Below are 24759 nucleotides of genomic sequence, written 5' to 3'. Positions count from 1 at the left end.
TAAAACCTTATCTTTGCAAAAAATTGGGCTCCAAAAGTTGGAGATACCCATTAATAATTTCATTTATTAAACATTTTTATGTCAAATATTGTCGCAATCGTTGGGCGTCCCAACGTAGGAAAATCCACACTTTTTAACCGTTTACTGGAAAGAAGAGAAGCCATCGTAGATTCTACGGCTGGTGTTACAAGAGACCGTCATTATGGAAAATCTGACTGGAACGGTGTTGATTTTACAGTTATTGATACCGGCGGATATGATGTAGGAACGGATGATATTTTTGAAGAAGAGATCCGCAAACAGGTTCAGCTGGCCGTAGATGAAGCTACATCCATTATTTTTATGATGAATGTGGAAGAAGGTCTTACCGATACCGATTACGAGATTTACCGTCTTCTGAGAAGATCAAATAAGCCGATCTACATTGTCATCAATAAAGTGGATTCCTCAAAAGAGGAACTTCCTGCTACAGAATTCTACCAGTTAGGAATAGATAAATATTATACTCTTTCTTCTGCCACAGGTTCAGGAACCGGGGATCTTCTTGATGATATCGTTAAAGATTTTCCAACAACAGAATATAAAGATCCGTTTGAGGGTCTGCCTAAAATTACCATTGCAGGACGTCCAAATGTAGGGAAATCTACTTTGACGAATGCCTTGCTGGATGTGGAAAGAAATATTGTTACTGATATTGCAGGAACTACAAGAGACAGTATTCAGACGCTTTACAATAAATTCGGTCATGAGTTTGTGTTGGTAGATACCGCAGGAATGAGAAGAAAATCTAAAGTAAATGAAGATTTGGAATTCTATTCTGTAATGAGATCCATCCGTTCCATCGAATATTCTGATGTAGTAATCGTTATGGTAGATGCTACGCTGGGATGGGAATCTCAGGATATGAATATCTTCGGACTGGCACAGAAAAACAGAAAAGGAATTGTGATCCTGGTGAATAAATGGGACCTTGTGGAAGACAAGCAAACCAACACCATGCGTGATTTTGAGAAAGCCATTAAAGATAAAATCGGGCAGTTTCATGATATTCCAATTCTTTTTATATCAGCTCTAACGAAACAGAGAATCCTGAAAGCAGTGGAGGTGGCTATGGAAGTATATGAAGACCGTAAGAAGAAGATCAAAACTTCAAAATTAAATGAAGTGATGCTTCCTATTTTCGAGCAGACTCCGCCACCGGCCAACAAAGGAAAATACATTAAAATTAAATACTGTGTACAGCTTCCGACGCCGTCTCCGCAGTTTGTATTTTTCTGCAACCTGCCTCAGTATGTAAAAGAACCCTACAAAAGATTTACTGAAAACCAGCTGAGAAAAGAATTCGGTTTCACCGGAGTTCCTATTGAAGTGTATTTCAGACAAAAATAAGATGATTTGCTGATGAGATAATTTACTGATGTGCTAATGTTAATTAAGATATGGAAAAGAAGAACGAAATTTTAGATTTAAGTATCAGGTTTTCATTAGACATCATTAAATATACTGAGTCACTTGAGAGTAGGAGGAAGTTTGTCATTGCAAACCAGCTTATGAAATCAGGAACATCAATTGGAGCTAATATTTTTGAAGCGCAGAGTGCTGAAAGCAGAGCTGATTTTATCCACAAACTGAAAATTGCAGATAAAGAAGCGAAAGAAACGGAGTACTGGCTGTTGCTTTGTGAAAAATTCTGAAAATTATAATTTTGACCCGGCTTTAAAAATACAGTTATTAAGTATTCAGAAATTATTGTCTAAAATCATTTCAACTGCCAGAAAATATGAATAGACTCAATAATCAACACATCATCATATTACCAAATCATCACATCATTATATTATCAAATTGACTATGGTAACAGAACTTTCAAAACAATTTTCTTTAATAAACTCCTGGATCAACGAGCTTAGGAATGTAGATATCCAGCATGACCGAATGAGATTCCGTAGAAATATGGAACGTATAGGTGAAATTGCTGCTTTTGAAATCAGTAAAGGACTGGAATATAAAGAAGTGGAGATTCAGACTCCTTTGGATAAAATTAAAGTTCAGGAAATTGCAGTTCAGCCGGTGATTACAACTATTTTGAGAGCCGGAGTTCCTTTATTTGAAGGAATTTTGAGCTATCTGGATAGAGCAGATTGTGGTTTCGTTGCTGCTTACAGAAAGCATGATGCCAACGACTACTTCTCGATTAAACAGGATTATCTTACCTGCCCGAATATTGAAGGAAGACCTTTGATTGTAGCTGATCCAATGCTGGCAACAGGTGCGTCATTAATTGAAGCGATTAAAGACCTTCTGACTAATGGAACTCCAACCCAGCTGCATATTGTGGCTGCAATAGCTTCCAGACAAGGCGTTGAAACCATCGAGAAAGCTTACCCTGATGCAAAAATATGGGTAGGAGCCATTGATGAAGATCTTACTTCCAAAGGATACATCACGCCAGGACTCGGGGATGCCGGAGATCTGAGCTATGGTGAAAAATTACAACGATAAATACTAAGAAAGATTCCAGAAATCTTTCATCAGATCCAATAATAAATTAGGCCGTACTTTTTCCATAGGATGTTTTGTATCCGGGAGTATGGCCAATTTTGCATTTGGGATACTGCGGTAAGCATTGACGCTTTCTACAATGCTCACCATATTGTCCTTGTCTCCGACCATGATTTGTACCGGAATGGCAATAGCCCAGAGGCTGCTTTCATTCAGAGGAGGATTTTTGCCCAGTGCAATCATCATTTCTGCAATGGCGGGCAGTAACTGTTTCCATTGAGGGGCATGCTGATTTTCCAGCTGTTCTGCATATTTCGGAACTTTCAAAATAATGGATTCAGGATCAAGCATTTTACTTTCTTTTAAAGCCTGTTCTTCTGTCCAGTTGAATTTGGTTCCCAGAGTCATGATGGAATTTATCCTTTCCGGATGTCGTAAAGCACAGCAAAGTGCGGCATAACCTCCCATGCTGTGGCCAAAAATACAGACGTCTATTAAATCTTCTTTTTCTAAGTAACTTCTTATTTCGTCAGTATATTTTTCAATGCTGATACCGTTTTCCGGAAGTTCTGTGTTTCCATGTCCGGAAAATAAAAGCGTATGGATGTTGAAATATTTTGACAGTTCCTTTTCATAAGGTTTAAAAATATCCCGGTGTCCCAATGCTCCATGCAGTAAAAGCAGATTTTTCATAATCTAATAGTTTCCCCGAAAATTAGGAAAAAGAATTGAGTTTTGAGAATTTAAATGATAGGTCTCCAAGTATGCCTCATTAGGCTATTCCTCAAATCCATAAACCCCACACCCCGAACCTCGCATCACGTAACCCGAAACCCACTACACATCCACCGCCATCACCAAAACACTCACCCTGTTGTCTCCTGCATTTAAAATCTCCCAGGCAATAGAGGCTACCGTATTTCCTGTTGTGAAAACATCATCAATTAAAAGGATATGCTTTCCGGAAACAGGTTTTGAAAGAGAAAAAGGATTCACTGTTTCCAAACGGTGTTTTTTATCTTTGAAAGCCTGAGCTTTTGAATACTGATTTCTTTGAATTAATTGATGATCAAACCGGATACTGTAAAATTTCGACAAAGTTTCCGTAAATAAATGTAGTTGATTATAGCCTCTTTCCTTTAGTTTTTTGGGATAAAGAGGAACCGATACCAGAAAATCAGGTTGTTCATTCTTGAAATCAAGACGTTCTGTAGTCCAGTCAGCTAAGGTTTTGCCCACAACTTCTCTGCTTTTGTATTTTAGTTCATGGATAATTTTCTGACTTAGACCGTCTTGTTCAAATTTCATCAGAGCGTAGGTATTTTCAACAGGAAACAGAAGTTTACATTTTTCTGAAATGCTGTTTTTGTCGCCATACTCAAAATGAGTAAAATGAATATGTTCAAAGCATGAACCACACACCAAAAGATCTGCATCAATGATCCGGCTGCAATGAATGCATCGGTTTGGGAAAAATAAATCTAATATCATGAAATGTGTTTTTTTATGGAAAATTATAAATGAAAATTTTAATTTTGATATTCATCATTCATCATTCATCATTCATCATTCATCATTCATCATTCATCATTCATCATTCATCATTCATCAGCTATCGATATCTTCCTCATCTTTTCAATCGCGTTTTTCATACTGAGGTTGAATTGTTCCTTTTCCAGCCTTAGAGGAGGTGCCTGTCTTACTTCACAGTCCGCAATGCTGCAGGATTCACACGTGACTCCTACATTGATGGTTTTTAAAGTTGGGGATTTTATAAAGCCAATTTTTTTAATGGTTTGAGAATTCAGCAGAATTCCGAGACAGTAGCTTCTGTTGCTGCCATCTGAAAACGGATTTTTCTGGGATGTAGAGATAACGAGATAACTTACTCCCTGATCTTTATAATGCGAAATCTGGGCGTCCGTAAGCGTTTCATTTTCCTTTAAATGATGGAGGTTTTTTACGGCGATCCATCTTCGGCAGTAATGTTCATTCATCGCATTGGCGTGCGGGGCCTGCTGGTGATTGAGGTGAAGTTCCTTTAAGATCTGAATTTTATCTGAATTCTTTTTCTTAACCAGACATAGATAAAACAAGTCTTTAATCCCCAATTCGGAAGACAGCAAATTGGTAAGTCTGTAATAAAAAGTTTCCGGAGAATCTGTAAAGTTTTCAATTAACTCTTCAAAACTTTTGGGTTCCCATGTATGCTGCAGGAAAAAATCTGAAGTTCTTTCAAGCGTCTGTTCTTTTGAGATGAGTAAAGCTCCGGCGAAATAAGAAGCGTAAAAATTATTCAGAATCTCTTCAAAACTTCCGAAATCAAGCCAGGAGTAAGTATTGGGACGGTTTTTTAATTCCAAAACATTAAATCCTATTTCTTTGGCCAGAATAAATGTTTTCTGATCCTTTTCAAGTTTACGGTTCAAAAGCAGCAGTTTTTGTTCTGGAATAAAAAGAGAACGCAAATTATCAAGAGTTCCAAAAGATTCAAAATTCTCCGATCTTATGGTGTAGTGAAAGTTGTCCGTAAGTATATTTTCCAGGACATAAGCTCTTAAATCCTTCCCGATATTCATCTTGTTTTCTTTACTGAATTCCACAGCTTTTTCTTCAATTTCAGGGAAGTAATTATCATAAAGCTCCTGAAAAGATCGGAGGACTGCAAAATAAAAACGCTCTTTTCCCAAATTATAATTTTGGGAGATTTCAATAAGGGCATTGATGAAAGCGGTTACTTTTTTGGGCGCATCACTGATGATACTGATAAGGTTGTTTTTGCTGATGCCGAAAAGATCCAGAGGTATTTCTTTAAAAAAATCCGATTGCAGGATATCATTGAACGGAGCTAAGCTTTTATCCAGTTTTGTAGAGACCAGTTCGTCAAATGTAGAGTTCAGAGATTCCGAAAGCTGAATAATCTTATCATGTTTAGGATATTTTTTTCCATTCTCAATTTCGTTGAGGTAAGATTTAGACAATCCGGTCTTTACTGCAAGATCCTGCAGAGACCAGTTTTTCTTTTGTCTGAGCTGTTTAAGCTTCAGTCCGAAAACTGTTTTGATAAAATCACTTTCTGAATTCATACTCAAATATAAATAATTAGCTGCGATTATCTGCATAATAAATTTTAAAAATAATTAGCGAACGTTCGCTGTTTGTGAAAATTTTTATTTATGTTTGTAACATCAAATCACAAAATCAATAAGTTATGGAAACTAAAACTCAATTGAAAATAAAAACACAGAAACAGTTTGAAGGGGTTTTTACTCTCGGGCTTACCGATTTTCTTATTGCACTTCATCAGAATTTCAACACAGAAAGATTAGAGCTTTTAGAAGAAAGGAAAAAAACACAGCAGTCTTTTGACTCAGGAAATCTGCCGGATTTTTTGCCGGAAACCCATGAGACCAGAACCGGAGACTGGATCTGTGCACCGCTTCCCGCTGATCTGCTGGATAGGAGAGTGGAGATCACAGGGCCAGTAGACCGCAAAATGATTATCAACGCGCTTAATTCAGGAGCGCTGACTTTTATGGCAGATTTTGAAGATAGTAATGCACCCACCTGGGAAAACTGTATTCAGGGACAAATTAATTTATCGGATGCCATAAGACGTAACATAGATTTTACTGCTGACAATGGAAAATCCTACCAATTGAATGAGAAAACAGCTGTTCTTCAGGTGCGTCCGAGAGGTTTGCATTTACCGGAAAAGCATATTGAAATCAATGGTGAAGAAGCTTCAGGTTCACTGACTGATTTTGGAATTTACTTTTTCAACAATGCAGAGTATCTATTGGAAAACGGAAGCGGTCCCTATTTTTACCTTCCGAAATTAGAGCATTATAAAGAAGCCCGCTGGTGGAATGATGTTTTTGTCTTTGCTCAGAATTATCTGGGAATACCTGCCGGAAAAATCAAAGCAACCGTTTTGATTGAAACCATTACTGCTTCATTTCAAATTGATGAAATTTTATTTGAGCTGAAAGAGCACAGTGCAGGGCTGAATTGCGGAAGATGGGATTACATTTTCTCATTCATCAAAAAATTCAGAAACCTGCCTGAATTTATGGTTCCGGACAGAGATCAGGTCACTATGACGTCTCCGTTTATGAGTGCTTATTCTAAAAGAGTGATAGAAATTTGTCATAAAAGAAACGTTCACGCCATTGGAGGAATGGCTGCACAGATTCCCGTAAAAAATGATGATGAAGCCAATCATGCAGCTTTTGAAAAAGTAAGAAAAGATAAAGAACGTGAGGTTAAAAACGGTCACGATGGAACCTGGGTAGCTCACCCTGCCTTAGTTTCCGTAGCTAAAGTTATTTTTGACACATACATGCCGGATAAAAATCAGATTGATAAAAAACCGGGGTATCATATCACAGCAGCGGATCTTCTGGAAGTTCCGAAAGGTGAGATCACTGAAAAAGGAGTGAGAAAAAATATCAATGTAGGTATCTTATATATAGAAAGCTGGCTGATGGGAATTGGCGCAGCGGCTATTTACAATCTGATGGAAGATGCGGCTACCGCAGAAATCTCAAGAACCCAGCTGTGGCAATGGCTGAAAAATGAAGCTAAGCTTGATAACGGCCTTTCATTGACCCGGGAGATGATTCTGCAGTGGGAAACTGAAGAAATGGATCATATCGAAAAATATGTGGGTGGGGAAAGATTCAGCAATGGTAAATTCAATCTGGCGAAAGAACTATTCAATGAACTGGTTTTTTCGGAAAAATTCGAAGAATTCCTGACTCTGAAAGCCTACCCATTCATTAAATAAATATTTTTTGGACCTAAGAATTTTAAAAGAGAAGTGATCCTGTTAAGATCTATGATCCCGAATCACAAAACCCGCACCTCGAAACCCGAACAAACAATAAATCCAAATATTATGAAAACAAGACAAGAACAAATCCATGCGATAGAGCAGGACTGGCTGAACAATCCCCGCTGGAAAGGAGTAAAAAGAACCTATACTGCTGAAGAAGTATTAAAACTTCGCGGTTCTTATCAGATAGATTACACCATTGCGACAGAAATGTCTAAAAAATTCTGGGATAAGCTGAATAACCAGGATTATGTAGCCGGACTTGGCGCATTAACCGGAAATCAGGCTGTTCAGGAAGTAGACGCCGGACTGGAAGCCATCTATCTTTCAGGCTGGCAGGTAGCTGCTGATGCCAATCTTTCAGGGGAAATGTATCCCGACCAGTCACTTTATCCGGCGAATTCAGTGCCGTCTGTAGTGAAAAAAATTAATAACGCTTTACTGAGAGCGGATCAGATTCAGTCTGTAAGCGGAAGCGGAGATAGAGAATATCTGGTTCCTATTATTGCAGATGCAGAAGCGGGATTTGGAGGAAACCTGAATGCTTTCGAACTGATGAAACAGATGATTGAAGCGGGAGCAGCGGCCGTTCATTTTGAAGATCAGCTTTCATCAGCAAAAAAATGTGGGCATCTGGGAGGCAAGGTTTTAGTTCCCACTCAGGAAGCGATCAATAAACTGGTTGCAGCCCGTCTGGCTTCAGATGTATTGGGTGTACCGAGCATTATTATCGCAAGGACAGATGCAGATGCAGCGGATCTTTTAACTTCAGATATCGATGACAGAGATAAGAAATTTGTTACAGGCGAAAGAACTTCCGAAGGTTTTTATGTGGTGAAAAACGGAGTAGAACAGGGGATAGACCGTGGCTTATCTTATGCTCCTTATGCAGATCTTATCTGGATGGAAACTTCTAATCCTGATCTGGAACAGGCCAGACAGTTTGCAGAAGGAATACATGCACAGTTTCCCGGAAAAATGCTGGCTTATAACTGTTCGCCATCTTTCAACTGGGCGGCGAGATTAAGTGTGGAAGAGATGGCTAATTTCCGTGAAGAGCTTGCGAAAATGGGATATAAATTCCAGTTTATCACACTGGCAGGCTTCCATGCGCTGAATACCGCTATGTTTGAACTCGCATTGGCTTATAAAGAAAGAGGAATGGCCGGATATTCTGAACTTCAGGAACGTGAATTTGCTTTACAGCAAAAAGGATTCAGAGCCGTAAAACATCAGTCTTTTGTAGGAACAGGATATTTTGATGAAATTCAGAATGTGGTAACTAATGGTTCTTCTGCAACAGTGGCTATGAAAGATTCTACAGAAACGGCACAATTTCATTAATCATTTTTTCCTATTTTTTCCATATAACCTTCTCTGCTTTGAGAAGGTTTTTTTGATTTAGAAGTATTAAGAAAATAAAAAATAGAATGAGAAAATATTGTCATAAAAATTGAAATCGGACATTTGTGTAAGATTAACGTTGTACTATTTGTGGTACTATAATTATATCCACTTTTAAATGTCTTTTTGTATAACATTTTTATGAAATCGATTATTTTGATTTAATTTTTCATCTTTTTGTTCTCAAATGAAGCCGTGTTTTTGTTAAAAAAGTATTATATAACTGAAAAAAACATGTTAACCTAATTCTATTTTTTAATTGATAATCAGGTTGTTAATTTAAAAAATTGTTAACCTCCCGACTAATCTGTTTTTGTGTTTTCCGAATTGTATTAGTTTTGAAATGTCAGGAATGATCACTGACAAAAATTACAGAACGATTAATTATTAAAAACACAAATTCATTCCATTAAAAAAACACAACAGTGTATACAGCAATGTATGCCACCCACATTATTCTCACTTTAGACCAGGCACAGATTATTGTCGAATAAGCAGATTGAAATATTTGAAAACAAATGTAAAAATGAAAAAAAATTTCAGAAAAGAAATTTAATATTAAAATTTTATATGAAACAGTAATAATCTAATGAGAGAATAAGTAGATTCTAAAAACACAAATGATGCTGATGAAGTATGTGCCTTTGTGCTGGCCTGCTTCATCTTTTTTTGTTTATCTTTTTTTGAATAATCAGCATATTTAAAGATTTTGAAATAAAGACCCCTGAAGAAAGTTCATACCTTTGATGTAATGTAATTAGAATGAGGTATTATGAATTTAGTATATGAAAAGAAAATAGAAGTAACAAAAGAGCATATAGACCAGAATAATCATGTCAATAATGTGCAGTATGTGCATTGGGTAGAAGAAATGGCTGCAGAACACTGGGAAACGGTGAAGGAAAAAACAGATTATCCGGAAGATGTATGGATGCTGGTAGATCACCATATTCAGTATAAAAAGCAGGTTTATCTGGGAGATGTAATCATCGTTAAGACCTATCCGAAAGAGCCTGAGGGGATCAGACAGCCCAGAAAAGTTGAATTTTACTGTAATGAACAGCTGGTAGTAGATTCACATACTTTATGGGTGCTTTTTGATAAAGAAACCAGAAAAATTAAAAGACTGGAACATACGTGGCTGGATCAGCTTAAATAGACGAGGAGTATTATCCTGGTTATGTTAAATAATTTTAATGTCCGGAGAATAATAATGAGATTATTTTTTCCAAATTGAATACACGGCTTATAATTATGTTTTGTCATATCTTTGCAGTATGATACGTATTACAAAAATTTTCACATTCGAGACAGCTCACGTGCTGTACAACTACGATGGGAAATGTAAAAATATGCACGGACATTCCTACAAACTGTTTGTAACGGTAAAAGGAAAGGTGATTAATGATTTGGAAAATTCCAAAAACGGGATGGTAGTGGATTTTGGGGATATTAAAAGTATCGTAAAATCTGAGATTGTAGATGTATGGGATCATGCCGTTCTCGTGAATGCACTGTCTCCTCATAAAGAATTGGGTGAAGATCTTGAGAGCAAGGGACATAAAGTGATCTATTGCAGTTTTCAGCCTACCTGTGAGAATATGCTGTATGCTATTGCAGCCAAAATAAAATCAAAACTTCCGGCTGAGGTTTCTCTGGCCTATCTTAAACTTCACGAAACCGAAAACTCTTACGGAGAATGGTTCGCAGAAGACAATAAGTAACAGTAATTTATTCATTAAAACCTCAGACTGGTGTTAAAAACAATCATTAATTTAGAACCTGGAAAAAAAGTATATTTTGCTTCAGATCAGCATTTTGGTGCACCTACCCCTAAAGAAAGTAAGGTGCGCGAAGAGAAATTTATCCGTTGGATGGATGAGATCAAGGAAGATGCTCAGGTTTTGTTTTTAATGGGAGATCTTTTTGATTTCTGGCATGAGTGGAAACATGTAATTCCAAAAGGATATGTACGTGTTCTCGGAAAAATAGCCGAGCTTAAAGACAGAGGAATTCATATTTATTTCTTTGTGGGAAACCACGACCTGTGGATGAAAGACTACCTTGAAGAAGAGATTGGGTGTACGGTTTTTTATCAGAAACAGTATTTTGAGATGGGCGGAAAACAGTTTCTGCTGGCTCATGGAGATGGCCTCGGACCTGGTGACAAAGGATATAAAAGGATGAAAAAACTGTTTACAAATCCTGTTGCTCAGTGGTTTTTCAAATGGCTTCATCCGGATATTGCCATGAAAATAGCTTTGTATCTTTCTCAGAAAAATAAAATGATTTCCGGAGAAGAAGATAAAGCCTTTCTGGGAGAAGATAAAGAGTTCCTGATCATCTATTCGAAGGAAAAACTAAAAAAAGATAAATTCGATTACTTTATTTATGGCCACCGCCACCTTCCTATGGTGCTGGAGCTGGATCAAAAGGCAAAATACATCAATTTGGGAGACTGGATCTCCTATTTTACTTACGGGGTTTTCGAAAAGGATTTTGAGCTGAAAACTTTTAAGGATGGAACAAAAAAAAATTACCCCTGAGAGAGAGGTAATTTCCGAATGAATCGAAACTCACTCTTGTTTTTAATCCATATTCCGATTACGTAATTGCAAGAAGTTTACCAAAGTGTAATCCTCCTGTTAAAAAATATTTCAAAAATTTTAATTTGTTTTGTAATCCATTCATTGTGAGTGGATAATAAATTTGAAAATAATTGTAAAAAATTGGAAAATATATTCAATATAGAAACGGAACAGGATTTTCTCCATGCATCATTAGCTGCTTTTCATTACCAGTATGAGAATGTTGAGATCTATAGAAAATTTGTAGATTTTCTGAACATACGTCCTGAAGAAGTCAAAAGCCTGGCAAAAATACCTTTCCTTCCGATTGAGATGTTCAAAAACCATCAGATTCTGGATAAAAATGCATCAGCTGATCTATTTTTTCAAAGTTCAGGAACTACTCAGATGAATCTTTCCAAACATTTCATCGCAGATCCCAATAAATATGAAGAAAGCATTTACAAAAGTTTTGAACAGTTTATAGGGAAACCAGAAGATTTTATTTTTCTAGGGCTCCTTCCAAGCTATCTGGAAAAACAGAATTCTTCCCTGATCTATATGGTAGACTATCTGATGAAAAAGTCCGGAAAGCCGGAAAATGGCTATTTTCTTTATAATCATGCTGAACTTTTTGAGCTTTTAAATGGCTTGAAAGATAAAAAAGTCATTCTTTTCGGAGTATCATTTGCCTTGCTGGATTTCCTGGATTCCATTGAAAATCTTGGTTTTTCTATTTCAGGGTCTCAAAATTTGACCGTTATTGAAACCGGGGGAATGAAAGGCAGAAAAGAAGAAATGACAAAGGACGAGCTTTTAAAAATTCTTCAGAATGGCTTGAAAACAGATAGGATTTACTCGGAATATTCAATGACTGAGCTGCTTTCACAGGCATATTCACTTGGAAATAATGAATATGAATGTCCCAATTGGATGAAAATATTGGTTAGAAATGCGGAAGATCCTTTTTCCTATGAGCAGGAAGGGAGAACCGGAGCGATTAATATCATTGATTTGGCCAATATCCATTCCTGCTGTTTTATTGCAACACAGGATTTGGGTAAAATCCTTCCGGGAGAACGCTTTCAGGTTTTGGGAAGAATAGATCACTCCGATATCCGCGGCTGCAGTTTGCTGGTAAGCTGATTTTAAATACTTTTGAGAAAAATCCAAAAAAAATTAAAACTCTAACCTCTAACTTCTAACTTCTAACTTCTAAAATCCAATAAATGTTGAAGATCGAAGAACTTGTTCACGCTTATATCCATGCCCACTGCGATTTTGAAAAAGAAATTGTACTCACGAATTATTTCCAGGCCGACTGGGAAGCGGATATCCTGTTCATAGATGCCGAAGGTTTCAGCCATGAAATTGAAATTAAACTTTCAAAAAGCGATTTTAAAAACGATTTCAAAAAATCATACTTAAATAAAGATACAGGGGAGAAATTCCTGAAACATGATAAAATCTCCTGTGGCGATTATATGTGCAATACCTTCAGCTTTCTGCTTCCGATGGGAATGATAGAGCATACTGCTATTCCCGGACATTGCGGAATTATTGAATTCTATCACAATGAAGACACCTGGGAAACAGAATTTTATCCCATACGAAGCCCGAAAAAAGTACATGAAGATTCTTATTGGAAACTGAACGATAAAGACCTTTTTATCCGGAAAATGGCTCTGAACTTATTGCAGCGGAAAATGGAGATCAAAGGAAAACAGGAAGAGCTTATTTTTAAAAATCCTTTTGATATTAAGAAGGTGAAATAATTAATGGGGATAATAGAGTTTCGGGATACGGGTTCCGTGATTCGAACTCGAAACCCGTAACTTTCAACCCAAAAAATATAGGCCGCCAGAAACTGACAGCCTATATTTTTTATATTGATTTGTACTAATCTGCTACAACCTCAGTTGAATCTCTCTGAAGTAAGAACTTGTAGATCAATCCTCCGACAACTCCTCCCATAATAGGCGCTGCCCAGAACAGCCAGAGCTGAGACATAGCAAGTCCGCCCGTAAATACCGCCTGCGAAAGTGATCTCGCCGGGTTTACAGAAGTATTGGTGATTGGAATAGAAATAAGGTGAATTAATGTTAAAGCCAGACCAATAGCGATACCTGCAAATTTTCCGTTAGCCCACTTATCTGTTGCTCCCATAATAACAATCAGGAAGAATGCAGTAAGTAAAAACTCGGCAAGGAATGCAGCTCCCATACTGAATGCTTTTCCGTTGTAAACCGCTTCTCCGTAGAAATTGGTAGCAAAAGCCCCGGGTTTTGAGAAATCTACCGCTCCTGATCCGTTAAGGATAACATAAAGACATCCTGCAGCAGCCAATGCACCAAGACACTGCGCTACAACATAAGGAATAAGATCCTTTGCCGAAAACCGGCCTCCGGCTAAAAGTCCGAAAGATACAGCGGGATTGAAATGCCCACCGGAAATATGGCCTACAGCATAAGCCATGGTAAGAACCGTAAGACCAAAGGCTAAAGATACGCCTAGAAGTCCAATGCCAATGTCGGGAACTCCGGCAGCGAAAACAGCACTTCCGCAACCACCGAAAACAAGCCAAAATGTGCCGAAAAATTCAGCAAAAAGTTTTTTTATCATGTTGTTTATTTTATAAATGTATCTCAAATGTAAAATTTAAATTTTAAAATAAAAAGTTAAAATGTAAAAAAAAATTAACTTTTTATAACTTAAAATTATGTATTTAATAATTTGGTTTGATGTTTGTTGGGAATCTTTTCAGGGTAACATTATAATGCGCTTGAATGGTATGGCATAAATGTTTATCTTTCGTTTAGTAATTTAAAAGCATGGTTAATGAGAAAGTTTTTTTGTGTGGCTTTATTGCCTTTTATGTATAGCTTTTATTATTCTCAGAAAGCAAAAAAAACGCTTCCCTGTTATGATCTTGAATCTGTTCTGAAAGTAGAACCTACGCCTCTGTACAAAGCACATCTGGATGCCTCAAAAAGTTTTGGGGTGAAGCTTCTGAAAGATTCCAAAACCGTACAGAAATACATCAGCAGCGGAAAGTTTCACAAAATAAAGAAAACAGGAAAAGGGTACCGCATTCAGAAACTGGATTACAGCCGGGCTTATATGGTTTCCAAAGCAAAAGCGACTCTGGAAAAAATGGGATCCAGATTTAGCAAAGAAACCAAAGGACATACTTTCACCGTTTCATCCATTACACGAACTCTTGAAGATCAGTGCAGATTGAGAAGAGTGAATTCCAATGCATCACTGGGAATCAGCTCCCACAATTACGGAAATTCTTTTGATATTTCTTACATACGTTTCAATGATGTACTGAAATACAATCCGAAAATGGAAGTGGCCCTGGAGAAAGTTTTAAAATATTATGCGGATGCAGGCCGGATTTACTACATCAAAGAAAGACAGCAAAGCTGTTATCATATTACCGTAAGGAACTACTGATTTTTTTTCATTGATGAATATCTTTTATAGGTGAAAATTAAATTTGTTTTACGAATAATAAATTTATGATGAGATTATTTGTGCAGGATGTTTAGTTTGTATAATTTTATGCGACTAAACAAACCATGAACTTATGAACGAAAAAGATTACTTAACGGCCATCTCTGAATGGAATCGTTATTTACAAAATTATTACCTGATCTCTAATCTGATCCCTACCAATTACGTTTTTGATCTGTCTTCAGATCAGATTACAAAAATCAAAGATGCCAACAAATATGTGGATCTGTGTGCCGAAATAGGGGTGTTGGATAACCAAATGTATCTTATTTTTGTTCCACTGGACGAACAGGGGCATAGAGAAAAAGGAGTTACCGAATACCAGTACACAGTTCTGGGTCCACTTAAACACGATTTAAGACTGCAGGAAACAAAAGAGTTTACCATCGTTAAGAATGCTGTTATTTCCAGTAATCTTACTAAAGTAGATGATAATATGAATACCAATTTCCCGGTATCCAGCCAGCCGGTTCTTGATCAGGATATAGCCGTAGAAGCTATTGAGCGTTGGAGAAACGAAGGGATGGAGTGGTTCTTCCGTGAATGTAATGAATTCAAAGGAGAAAGAGTCTTCAGAAGATTTTATATTCCTGAGGCAGACCTTTGCCACCCTATTCCAAAGGTAGCAAGCGTTAAATGCTCATTCGGATTAAGACACAATGATATCTACCAGAGAATGCTGGTAACATTGATCTTTATTTCTTCTCATGAACTTTTACAGCAGGGAGAAAGTACTGAAATGGTTTCAAATACCTACGACTGGGCAAAACCATGTCCGCCTGTATGCCGTATTCCTGAACTTGGATCTTAAAATTAAATACGTATAGAGATAGGAATGACCGATTTTTTTAAAGCTATTTTATTCCTAAACTATGGTCTGCTCCTGTCCATCATACTGTTGGGAGCAGCAAAATACCGTATATTAAATCATAAAGAAAAGCAATATTTTCATTGTATTGCTTTTCTTTTTTTTATTGAACTCCTGAACCTGGTTCTGCCTTATGTTTTCAACCTCAATGATACCTCATTTCTGTATCCGCTTTATATAGCAGGTGAATTTTTTCTGGTCACCGCTTTATTCATAAGAAAGCTGGAGCTCCCGAAATATATCCTGATGATTACAGGAATACTGGCCTTAGGGTTCATGGGATCAAAATATACTGTGGACTGGCCTTCTAACAGCGATATTGTAAAGGTGATTTCAAATATTATCATCATCTGTCTTTCGGGATTTGCCCTGATCCGTGAGATCAGAGATACTTCCACACAAAACCGTTTCCTGCTTGTAGATGCCAGTATTTTTTTCTACTATTCCGTTTCGGTTTTTATTTTTATTATTCAGCATCAGCTGGCCAATTTATCAGAAAACGATTATTATATTATTCTGAGCGTGAATAATATTTTGTCGAGTATTTTATACTGTTCATTTTTATATACCTTCATCAAATTAAAGAAGTAACCTTAAATATCAGCCTTCTCGTCCTTATAATTGTTACCATAACCGTTATAGTGTCCTTTATTCTCCTTGCTTACCGGTCTTTTATAAGCCGGATCATTAAGGAAAAGAATGTCCAGCATGAAGCGGAAGTTCTTCACCAGAAAAAACTCGTACTTGAAAATATCAAAGCTCAGGAGGAAGAACGAAAAAGAATAGCCGTCATGATCCATGATGATATAGGAAACCGCCTGAATATTCTTTCACTTTGGATGAACAATCTGGATACCAAAGGAGATGAGATTATCAAAAAAAACATTTACAGCCAGATGGCATCCCTTATTGATGCGGCCAGAAGTATTTCCCATTCATTATATCCTGTCAACCTCGAATCGGTGGGGTTTGTTCTTTATGTGGAAGAATTGATAGCCAACCTCTCGCACAAGATCAATATTTCCATGCAGGTAATGCCCGGATATGGGAAAAAAGATATCTTTGTAGAAGTACAGCTGTACAGAATTATCCAGGAATTTACCACCAATGTGATCAAACATTCTACGGCCTCGGATATTTGGATCTATATCAAAGATTATCCTCAGAATATGTCGGTGATCATTACTGATAACGGACAGGGATTTGATTATAATCTGGTGAAAAAAGGAATGGGAATCAAAAATATTGAATCCCGGATAAAATCCATGAATGCTGCCCATAAATGGAAAAGTACTTTAAATAAAGGAACCCGTTTAATCATTATAATTCCAAAAAACAATGAATTCCCAAATCAAAATAGCCTTAATTGATGACGAACAGCTGATCCTGGAAGGGGTAAAAATGCTGCTTTCGAATGAAAAGAATATTTCCGTATGTCTTACATCCAATAACGGCCCGGATTTTATTGAGAAATTAGGAAGTCTTCCGGAAGAAGAATTTCCACATATTGCACTGGTGGATGTACAGATGCAGCCCATGAACGGTTTTGAACTGGTAGAAATCCTTAAAGAAAAATACCCTGAGCTCAGAATCATCATCCTCTCTTCGCATTACAAAACTTCTATACTTGGGTATATGGTCAAATTGGGGGTTTCTGCGTTTTTACCCAAAAATTCGGATAAGAAAACATTTATTGATGCCATTACAATGGTGTATAAAAACGGCGTATTCTTTACGGCAGAAGACCATCAGATGCTCTTCACCTACATGAACAGTTCCGCAAAAAAGAAATCCTTATTTGAAATGGAGGACGAACTCTCTGAGCGGGAAAAAGATGTCGTAAAACTGATCTGTCAGGAGTATACCAATAATGAGATCGGTGAAAAACTCTTCATAAGCCCCAGAACAGTAGAAAGCCACCGCCAGCGGATTCTTGAAAAAATCGGAGCCAAGAACACGGTAGGTATCGTAATTTATGCCGTTGTGAACAATATATATTCTCTCGACAAAATGTAATTCCGTAGAAATACGGAATTTTTTATTTGGTATTTTTCACGCTAGTATCGCTTTTCCTTCTTCCGTTAATTTGAAAAATAAGTTTAACGGGATTTAAAACAGAATCATATTATGGAAATGTTGAGGAAAAACTTTTAACAATTAAAATAAAACACAGCGATGGAAAACGATACAGCCATGTCTGTCGGGATCTTTTTTGACGGAACAGGAAATAATGGGATCAATGCGGCGGCAGGAAAAAGACCTTCAGTGAACAATGAAAGCTATAAAGGCGCACCCACCAATATTTATAAATTATTCAACTTATTTTACGGAAGTAATAAAATATACGTAGAAGGGATAGGTACATTTACAGGAGAAGAAGACAGCAATTTTGCTATGGCAACATGCGCCAATCCTCCGGATGCACAAGGATATTCTTCTGATGACAAATTGCAGAAAGCAGTTACGTTTACCCGGAATCTGATCAATAATAAAAATATAGACTACCATTTTTATGTATACGGATTCAGCAGGGGAAGTATGCTGGCAAGGGAATTCTGCAACCTGCTTGCAACCCAGTATCCTTCAGGAAATGTAAGCATAAAATTTCTGGGTGTTTTTGATACGGTGGAATCCAAACCATTCAATACCTATGATATGGGACTGCCGCAGCAGGTAGAAAATGCCCTTCATATATGTGCTGTGAACGAATGCAGGTTCTTTTTTCCATTAACCGGTTTCTTTGAGAATTCAAGAAATATGCAGGATACCAAAACCGAGACTGCCGGTTCCGTATGGAAAGAAATTTTCGTTCCCGGAGCCCATGCTGATGTAGGCGGCGGTTATCTTCCGGCAGGGCATTCCGTATACATTTCCACGGATTTTATTAATGTCAAAGATCTGAATGACTATGTTTCGGATGTAAGAAATGCAAAAACGGATGCTGAAGGAAATAAGATATGGGACGCTCTGCTTTCTGGTTTTCAGATTGAAAGAGGAGTTGTCTTGTCTCAGGCCTATGTTTCCAGAGATTTGGTGCTGAATACCCTTCCGTTTGTGTACGGAAGAATTATGCTGGAGGAAACCAATAATGCGGTATCTGGAATATTCAGTACAGACCTTGCCAGTGTGGGACTTGATATCGAAAATGATGCTTTCCTCTCAGATTTTTATACAGACCTAGCGGCTTATGTTGAAAGCTTTTTACCTGCTTTGAAACCAAAATATGATTATACAGCTCTTGCAGATTATACCCATATTTCAGCCAATTTTGGAACGATTAGAGATGTTTCCGGTAAATCAGATGATGAAATTGAGGCAGAATTGATCAACAACGGTCTGAATGTACCCAGCAGTACATCCATAGAAAGAGGAATCCATACCAAACTGGTGACAGATCTGCATCTTCCCGAAGACAGCTTTGTGGCTGACTTCCTGTATGGGACCAATGTTCCGAATAATGATATCTGGAGCCGTACTATTGAGATAAGATCCATGGCGGCAGAACAGAATTAGATACAAACGTTAGTACTTTTCAGTTTTAAATTTAGGTTACGAAGGGGTGTCTGGCAGGACATCCCTTTTTGCGTCAATGAATAAATCTATTGTGAACCAGAATGTTATTATTTCTCGGCAATTCATTTCTTTTTCCGTACTTTTGCACCCGGAAATTCATTATTCATCATTAATTTTTATTTAAACAAATGCTTTCGGTTCAAGGTTTAGGATTACATCATTCAGGAAACTATCTGTTTCAAAACACCAATTTCACCATTAAAAAGGATGATAAAGTAGGGCTCGTAGGAAAAAATGGAGCAGGAAAATCTACTTTATTAAAAATGCTTTCAGGGGAAATTAATTTCTATGAAGGAAACGTAGTCCGTGAAGGAAGTGTTACTATCGGGTTCCTGAAACAGGATCTTGATTTTGTAAAAGGAAGAACGGTTTGGGATGAAACCATGCAGGCTTTTGAGCAGATCAATGCATGGAAAAATGAACTGGAAGAGGTGAATCACCAGATGGCTGTAAGAACAGACTATGAAAGTGATGCTTATTCTGAACTGATCAATAAAATGACAGAGCTGAACGATCTTCTGATGAACCATGATGCCTACAATCTTGAAGGCGATATGGAGAAAGTACTGTTCGGTTTAGGATTCAAAGCAGATGATTTCCGCAAAATTACCGACGAGTTTTCCGGAGGCTGGAGAATGAGAATTGAACTGGCAAAACTGCTGCTTCAGAAAAATGACATCATGCTTCTCGATGAGCCTACCAACCACCTGGATATGGAATCCATCATCTGGCTGGAAAACTTCCTGAAAGATTATCCCGGTGCTATTGTTCTGGTAAGTCACGACAAGCAGTTCATGACGGCGGTGTGCAACAGAACTTTTGATATCAATAATAAGAAAGTAGACGATTATAAAGCCAACTACTCCAAATATCTGGTGATGCGTGAAGAGCGCCGTGAAAAGCTGATCAATGCTAAAAAGAATCAGGATGCGGAGATCAAGCAGATGGAGGACAACATCAATAAGTTCCGTGCAAGTGCTACCAAAGCATCTTTTGCACAGTCACTGATTAAAAAACTGGATAAAATTGAGCGTATTGAAATTGATAATGAAGACGTTTCAAAATTCAATATCCGTTTTGTACAGTCTATGGTTCCCGGAAAAGTTATTTTTGAGGCAGATCACTTAGGAAAGGCATACGGAAACAAGCAGATTTTTGATGACGTAGACTTTATTGTTCAGAGAGGAGACAGAATTGCTCTTTTAGGACAAAACGGACAGGGAAAAACCACATTGGCAAAAATTCTGGCCGGAGATATTAAAGATTATTCAGGAACCTGGAACCTGGGACACAATGTGAACATTGGATACTTCGCCCAAAACCAGGAAGAAGTTCTGACTCCCAATAAAACGGTTTTAGAAGAAGCGGAAGATGCTGCAACGGAAGAAACAAGACCTAGAGTAAGAGATCTTTTAGGATCTTTCCTTTTCCAGGGTGAAGCAGTTTCCAAAAAGACAAAAGTACTTTCCGGAGGAGAAAGAAACCGTCTGGCACTTTGTAAATTATTACTTCGTCCTTTCAACACGTTGATTATGGATGAGCCTACGAACCACTTGGACATTCAGTCTAAGGAGATCATCAAGCTGGCTCTGCAGAATTTTGAAGGAACACTGATCGTGATTTCTCACGACAGAGAATTCCTGGACGGACTTTGTGATAAAATTTATGAATTCCGCGACGGAAGAATGAAAGAATTCCTGGGAAGTGTAGGAGAATATCTGGAATACAGACAAAAAGAAACACTCAGAGAAATTTCTGCCGAAAAAGCAAAACTTCACGGCGAAGAAGTGAAAGTAGAGGTGAAACTGGCTCCGAAAGAAGTGAAGGTGGAAGAGAAATCATCAACCATCGTAAGCAAAGAGCAAAAAAATATTCAAAATAAATTAAAGAAAGTAGAAGAAAGAATTTCCGAACTTGAAGCAGAAATCGAAACATTCGAAGCTTCTTTTACGAAGGAAAATCCGTCTGAAGAAACTTTAGAAAAATATAATAAAACGAAAGAAGAACTGGAAGTAGCTTTACAGGAATGGGAACATTTGGGTTCTCAACTGAGCTAGGAGTTACGGGTTTGGGAGTTGGAGAGTATTAGGGTTGGAGAGTATATGAGTATAGAGATTTTGATTGTTGGTAGTTGCGGGTTCGATCTTCGTAACCCGGATTCGGAAACTAAAATTTACCCAAAAAAGTCTCATGTCTAGAATCTGATGTCTGGTATCTGATGTCTTGGTTCTTGGTTCTTGTCTCTTGATTCTTGTCTCTCAGTTCTATCATCAACTCCTGTAACAAGCTCTCCCTTTCAACGACCTATTGAATAGTTTTTACATCCTTCATCATAAAACTTAAATTATTTTCATACTTTTGAAATATGGTTTTTAAAGACAACAGAACTATGAAGCGTTTTATTTCCAGGCTTTTGTTTGGAATTTACTTCATTGCGCTGTTTTCTCAAAGTTTTCACCATCACGATACTGTTGACTATTTTAAGAACTTCAATCTTAAAAAAACAGAAAATACCATTGCTAAAACTACCGCTAAAGAAAAGCCGGGCGACTGTCTGGCATGTCATTTTTTAGCTACCGGAAATACTTTAATTCCTGAAGAATTCAGCTTTACTTTTGATCATTTCGGTCATGAGGTCATGCAGACTATTGCAGTTCAGGAAAAAATATGGTCTCAGACCAAATTCACTTTTCAGCTTCGGGGCCCTCCCGCAGTTTCATAAATCATAGATTCTTTATTTGGGTTTTACTGCTGTTTTTAGTAAGCAGTTGGCAGTGGCTGGTTCCGGAAAACGGATGTCGTTATGAACGATGTAACGTTGCGGTTTACAGATACTGCTCAGGGTTCAGATATTTACCATATTCAGATCGGGAAGATGGAAACCGGGAGTTTCTGTTGGTCTTGCATAGAAAAAGTTTCTACAGCCGGGCTGAACAGGATTAACTGTTTTGTTTTTGTTTCAACCCTTCCGGAGACCATCTCCTGTCTGACACCAACAAAAATCTGACATCTGAAACAACCCATACCACATTTTTACGCAAAAAAAATGTACCTGAAACGGTACACAATCAATCTATAGACAATGAAATTGATATATAGCCTGATGTTGGTCCTTTGTGGGCTGACATTGATAAGTGCACAAAAAACATTTACAGTACAAGGAACTGTTCAGGATTTTCATGATAAAACCTTGCTGGAAAATGCTGTCGTTAATATCGGCGGATTTACAGCTAAAACAGATACTAAAGGTAATTTTACGTTCAATAAAATTCCCGCAGGAAAATATGTGCTCGTTGCCAGGCATCCCGATTGTGACGATTATACTGAAAATATAGCAGTTGATCGGGACCTACACTTGGTAATTACTCTGGAGCATCATATAAAAGACATTGAGACAGTTACGGTTCACGGAAGTCACAAGAACAATGGAAGCATGGTTGTGAAAACCATTGATAAATCCATGATTTCAAGAAACGTGAGCGAAAATCTGGGAAATCTATTAACAAACATTTCCGGAGTTAACGTTCTCAAAACGGGAAATAATATCACAAAACCTATTATTCATGGGCTTTACGGTAGCCGGGTTTCTATTCTTAATGATGGGGTAAAACTGGCCGAACAGGAATGGGGAGTAGAGCATGCACCCAACGTGGATGTCAATAATTTTGAACATATTGATGTTATAAAAGGAGCGTCTGCCCTGAAATATGGCGGCGGAGCTGTTGGGGGAGTCGTGGTTTTACAGCCTCAGGTTTTGCCTAAGAAAGATACCATAATGGGAAGTGTTGCTCTTTCCGGAATTTCCAACGGAAGAGGAGCTGATCTTAATGTAAAACTGGCAAAGACCTGGGAAAATGGCTGGGCTGTGAAAACCAATGGAAGCTATAAAAAACTGGGTGATCTTGAAGCGCCGGATTATGGTTTGATGAATACAGGACTGGAAAGCTCCGGATTTAATTTTGGAGTTCAGAAGATGACATTTGAAAAAGGTTTTTCTTTTGATTATTATCTGACGAAGAGTACGATAGGAATTCTCAGAAGTTCTCATGTAGGAAATTCTGAAGACCTTCGCAATGCTCTTACAGCTCCTGAACCTATTTACCAAAGGGATTTCAGTTATGATATTGATAACCCGAGACAGGAAATAGAGCATCATATTGCTAAAGTTTCTGCTTACAAAAGGTTTGAAAATTTTGGAAAGATTACGGCGACTTACAGCTTTCAGTACAATCATAGAAAAGAATATGACATCAGACGTACGGAAGAACTCAGCAAAAAACCGGCCTTGGATCTTGAACTGATTACCAATGATCTGAATGTAAATCACCTGATCGAAAGAGCAAAATGGAATCTTGAAACAGGGATTAATGCAGGGTATCAAAACAATTATTCCAATACGCAGACAGAAGCAAGACGTCTTGTCCCGAACTATGACCGGTATTATGCAGGAATTTATTCTGTATTCAAATATAAAATTACACCCGAATTGGATCTTGAACTGGGAGGAAGATATGATTATGACCGTTATGAAGTCACAAAATGGTATGATCTGAGTGACTGGAATAAGATGTATGCCGCGGATTATTCGGATTTTGTAGTAAGAATCAACCAAAACAGAATTCTTACAAACCCATCTTTAAGCTATAATAATATTTCAGCAAACGGAGGAATTGTTTATCATCCATCAGAATACTTTAATTTGAAATTCAATTATGCCAGAGTTTCAAGATCTCCGAACGTTGCAGAGCTTTTTGCAGACGGACTTCACCATTCCGCAGCTATTATTGAAAGAGGAGATATGAGAATGAAAAGTGAAACGGGAAACCAGTTTAATTTAGTGGCTGATGTAAAAGCCAATGTTTTAAAAGGATTGAATATTTCAGTGAACCCGTACTTCTTTTATACTCAGAATTTTATCAACCAGATTCCTACGGGATATCAGAATACACAGTGGGGCGGAGCTTTCGTAGTCTATAATTATCAGCAGATCAATGCGAAAATGTATGGATTAGATCTTGATGTTCAGCTTAAAATTACAAATAACCTTACCTACAAAGGAAGCGGTTCCTACGTGTATGGGCAGGATACAACGCATGATGTACCGCTTATTCTCATGATGCCTCCGAATTTTAATAATTCATTGGAATTCAATAAGAAAGAATGGAAGAACTTTTATTTTTCAGTAAGTAACAATACTTATCTGAAACAAACGAGATTCCCGGTTTATAACGTTCCCATCCGATTGTTTGATTCAGATGGAAATGCTTACAACCAGGAAGTAGATATTTCTACACCTCCGAATGGATATTCACTTTGGAACCTTCAGACAGGGGTAAATCTGTCTAAAAATTTCGGAATTGATTTTTCAGTCCGCAATGTATTCAATACGTCTTACAGGGATTATCTGAACAGACTTCGTTTCTTTTCCAGCGAAATGGGAAGAAACTTTATTTTAACTCTTAAATATCAGTTTTAATTACTTAAAATCA

Annotated in this window: 24 protein-coding genes; 20 read left to right on the top strand and 4 right to left on the bottom strand. The window is 37.5% G+C overall.

The features are described 5' to 3' along the window. Window positions 1-78: 78 nt before the first annotated feature. From der to upp, 3 genes are all read left to right on the top strand, one after another. On the top strand, window positions 79-1389 hold the full coding sequence (gene der, locus ACM46_RS07520) for a ribosome biogenesis GTPase Der (protein ID WP_048506013.1): 1311 nt from the start codon (window positions 79-81) through the stop codon (window positions 1387-1389). 50 nt (window positions 1390-1439) lie between these two features. Next, the gene (locus tag ACM46_RS07515; RefSeq protein ID WP_338151988.1) at window positions 1440-1694 is read left to right on the top strand and encodes a four helix bundle protein; all 255 of its coding nucleotides are present in this window, start codon (window positions 1440-1442) and stop codon (window positions 1692-1694) included. A gap of 157 nt (window positions 1695-1851) precedes the next feature. Beyond that, complete coding sequence (gene upp, locus ACM46_RS07510; RefSeq protein ID WP_048506012.1) at window positions 1852-2502, top strand: uracil phosphoribosyltransferase; 651 nt, start codon at window positions 1852-1854, stop codon at window positions 2500-2502. Between the two features lie 3 nt (window positions 2503-2505). On the opposite strand, the gene ACM46_RS07505 is transcribed toward upp, so the two are convergent. The 3 genes from ACM46_RS07505 to ACM46_RS07495 all read right to left on the bottom strand — a co-directional run bounded on the left by ACM46_RS07505 (window position 2506) and on the right by ACM46_RS07495 (window position 5588). Beyond that, window positions 2506-3195, bottom strand: coding sequence for an alpha/beta fold hydrolase (locus ACM46_RS07505; RefSeq protein ID WP_048506011.1), 690 nt, complete (start codon window positions 3193-3195; stop codon window positions 2506-2508). Window positions 3196-3339: 144 nt separating this feature from the next. Next, a complete protein-coding gene (locus tag ACM46_RS07500) occupies window positions 3340-3993 on the bottom strand; it encodes a ComF family protein (protein ID WP_048506010.1) in 654 nt (217 codons plus the stop codon). A gap of 110 nt (window positions 3994-4103) precedes the next feature. Next, complete coding sequence (locus tag ACM46_RS07495; RefSeq protein WP_083997358.1) at window positions 4104-5588, bottom strand: helix-turn-helix domain-containing protein; 1485 nt, start codon at window positions 5586-5588, stop codon at window positions 4104-4106. Between the two features lie 125 nt (window positions 5589-5713). Between ACM46_RS07495 and aceB the strand changes: the two genes are divergently transcribed. The 7 genes from aceB (at window position 5714) to ACM46_RS07460 (ending at window position 13085) form a co-directional block, all read left to right on the top strand. Continuing rightward, the gene (gene aceB / locus ACM46_RS07490; protein WP_048506008.1) at window positions 5714-7291 is read left to right on the top strand and encodes a malate synthase A; all 1578 of its coding nucleotides are present in this window, start codon (window positions 5714-5716) and stop codon (window positions 7289-7291) included. 111 nt (window positions 7292-7402) lie between these two features. Beyond that, on the top strand, window positions 7403-8683 hold the full coding sequence (gene aceA, locus ACM46_RS07485; RefSeq protein ID WP_048506161.1) for an isocitrate lyase: 1281 nt from the start codon (window positions 7403-7405) through the stop codon (window positions 8681-8683). An 832-nt stretch (window positions 8684-9515) separates the two neighbouring features. After that, entirely contained in the window at window positions 9516-9902 is a 387-nt protein-coding gene (locus tag ACM46_RS07480) for an acyl-CoA thioesterase (RefSeq protein ID WP_048506007.1), read from the top strand. Window positions 9903-10020: 118 nt separating this feature from the next. Then, window positions 10021-10467 (top strand): 6-carboxytetrahydropterin synthase QueD, encoded by a 447-nt coding sequence (queD, locus tag ACM46_RS07475; RefSeq protein ID WP_048506006.1) that lies wholly within the window; start codon window positions 10021-10023, stop codon window positions 10465-10467. A 30-nt stretch (window positions 10468-10497) separates the two neighbouring features. Next, window positions 10498-11289, top strand: coding sequence for a UDP-2,3-diacylglucosamine diphosphatase (locus tag ACM46_RS07470; protein WP_083997357.1), 792 nt, complete (start codon window positions 10498-10500; stop codon window positions 11287-11289). A 183-nt stretch (window positions 11290-11472) separates the two neighbouring features. Next, window positions 11473-12456, top strand: coding sequence for a LuxE/PaaK family acyltransferase (locus ACM46_RS07465; RefSeq protein ID WP_048506159.1), 984 nt, complete (start codon window positions 11473-11475; stop codon window positions 12454-12456). Window positions 12457-12539: 83 nt separating this feature from the next. Continuing rightward, window positions 12540-13085, top strand: coding sequence for a hypothetical protein (locus ACM46_RS07460; protein ID WP_048506005.1), 546 nt, complete (start codon window positions 12540-12542; stop codon window positions 13083-13085). 124 nt (window positions 13086-13209) lie between these two features. Here the strand turns inward: ACM46_RS07460 and aqpZ are convergent, their stop codons facing one another. Further along, entirely contained in the window at window positions 13210-13929 is a 720-nt protein-coding gene (gene aqpZ, locus ACM46_RS07455; RefSeq protein WP_048506158.1) for an aquaporin Z, read from the bottom strand. Window positions 13930-14148: 219 nt separating this feature from the next. Here aqpZ and ACM46_RS07450 point away from each other — a divergent pair, with 219 nt between their 5' ends. The 10 genes from ACM46_RS07450 (at window position 14149) to ACM46_RS07410 (ending at window position 24746) form a co-directional block, all read left to right on the top strand. Next, on the top strand, window positions 14149-14769 hold the full coding sequence (locus tag ACM46_RS07450; protein ID WP_048506004.1) for a DUF5715 family protein: 621 nt from the start codon (window positions 14149-14151) through the stop codon (window positions 14767-14769). 133 nt (window positions 14770-14902) lie between these two features. Next, the gene (locus ACM46_RS07445; RefSeq protein ID WP_048506003.1) at window positions 14903-15640 is read left to right on the top strand and encodes a hypothetical protein; all 738 of its coding nucleotides are present in this window, start codon (window positions 14903-14905) and stop codon (window positions 15638-15640) included. Between the two features lie 24 nt (window positions 15641-15664). After that, on the top strand, window positions 15665-16288 hold the full coding sequence (locus tag ACM46_RS07440; RefSeq protein WP_048506002.1) for a hypothetical protein: 624 nt from the start codon (window positions 15665-15667) through the stop codon (window positions 16286-16288). Between the two features lie 50 nt (window positions 16289-16338). Next, on the top strand, window positions 16339-17067 hold the full coding sequence (locus ACM46_RS07435; protein WP_241485977.1) for a sensor histidine kinase: 729 nt from the start codon (window positions 16339-16341) through the stop codon (window positions 17065-17067). After that, entirely contained in the window at window positions 17036-17713 is a 678-nt protein-coding gene (locus ACM46_RS07430) for a response regulator transcription factor (protein ID WP_048506001.1), read from the top strand. Before ACM46_RS07435 ends, ACM46_RS07430 begins: the two co-directional genes overlap by 32 nt. A 159-nt stretch (window positions 17714-17872) precedes the next feature. Beyond that, complete coding sequence (locus tag ACM46_RS07425; protein ID WP_048506000.1) at window positions 17873-19210, top strand: T6SS phospholipase effector Tle1-like catalytic domain-containing protein; 1338 nt, start codon at window positions 17873-17875, stop codon at window positions 19208-19210. 188 nt (window positions 19211-19398) lie between these two features. Next, window positions 19399-21327 (top strand): ABC-F family ATP-binding cassette domain-containing protein, encoded by a 1929-nt coding sequence (locus tag ACM46_RS07420; RefSeq protein WP_048505999.1) that lies wholly within the window; start codon window positions 19399-19401, stop codon window positions 21325-21327. A gap of 332 nt (window positions 21328-21659) precedes the next feature. After that, window positions 21660-21992, top strand: a complete 333-nt coding sequence (locus ACM46_RS07415) for a hypothetical protein (RefSeq protein ID WP_241485976.1) — start codon at window positions 21660-21662, stop codon at window positions 21990-21992. Window positions 21993-22073: 81 nt separating this feature from the next. Then, the gene (locus tag ACM46_RS23185) at window positions 22074-22277 is read left to right on the top strand and encodes a hypothetical protein (RefSeq protein WP_131707558.1); all 204 of its coding nucleotides are present in this window, start codon (window positions 22074-22076) and stop codon (window positions 22275-22277) included. A gap of 75 nt (window positions 22278-22352) precedes the next feature. Next, complete coding sequence (locus tag ACM46_RS07410; protein WP_048505997.1) at window positions 22353-24746, top strand: TonB-dependent receptor; 2394 nt, start codon at window positions 22353-22355, stop codon at window positions 24744-24746. Window positions 24747-24759 lie beyond the last annotated feature (13 nt).

Origin of the sequence: Chryseobacterium angstadtii, assembly GCF_001045465.1 — a bacterium.
Taxonomy (GTDB): domain Bacteria; phylum Bacteroidota; class Bacteroidia; order Flavobacteriales; family Weeksellaceae; genus Chryseobacterium; species Chryseobacterium angstadtii.
Note: the sequence above shows the minus strand (reverse complement) of the source record. Positions and strands in the feature narration are given on the sequence as shown.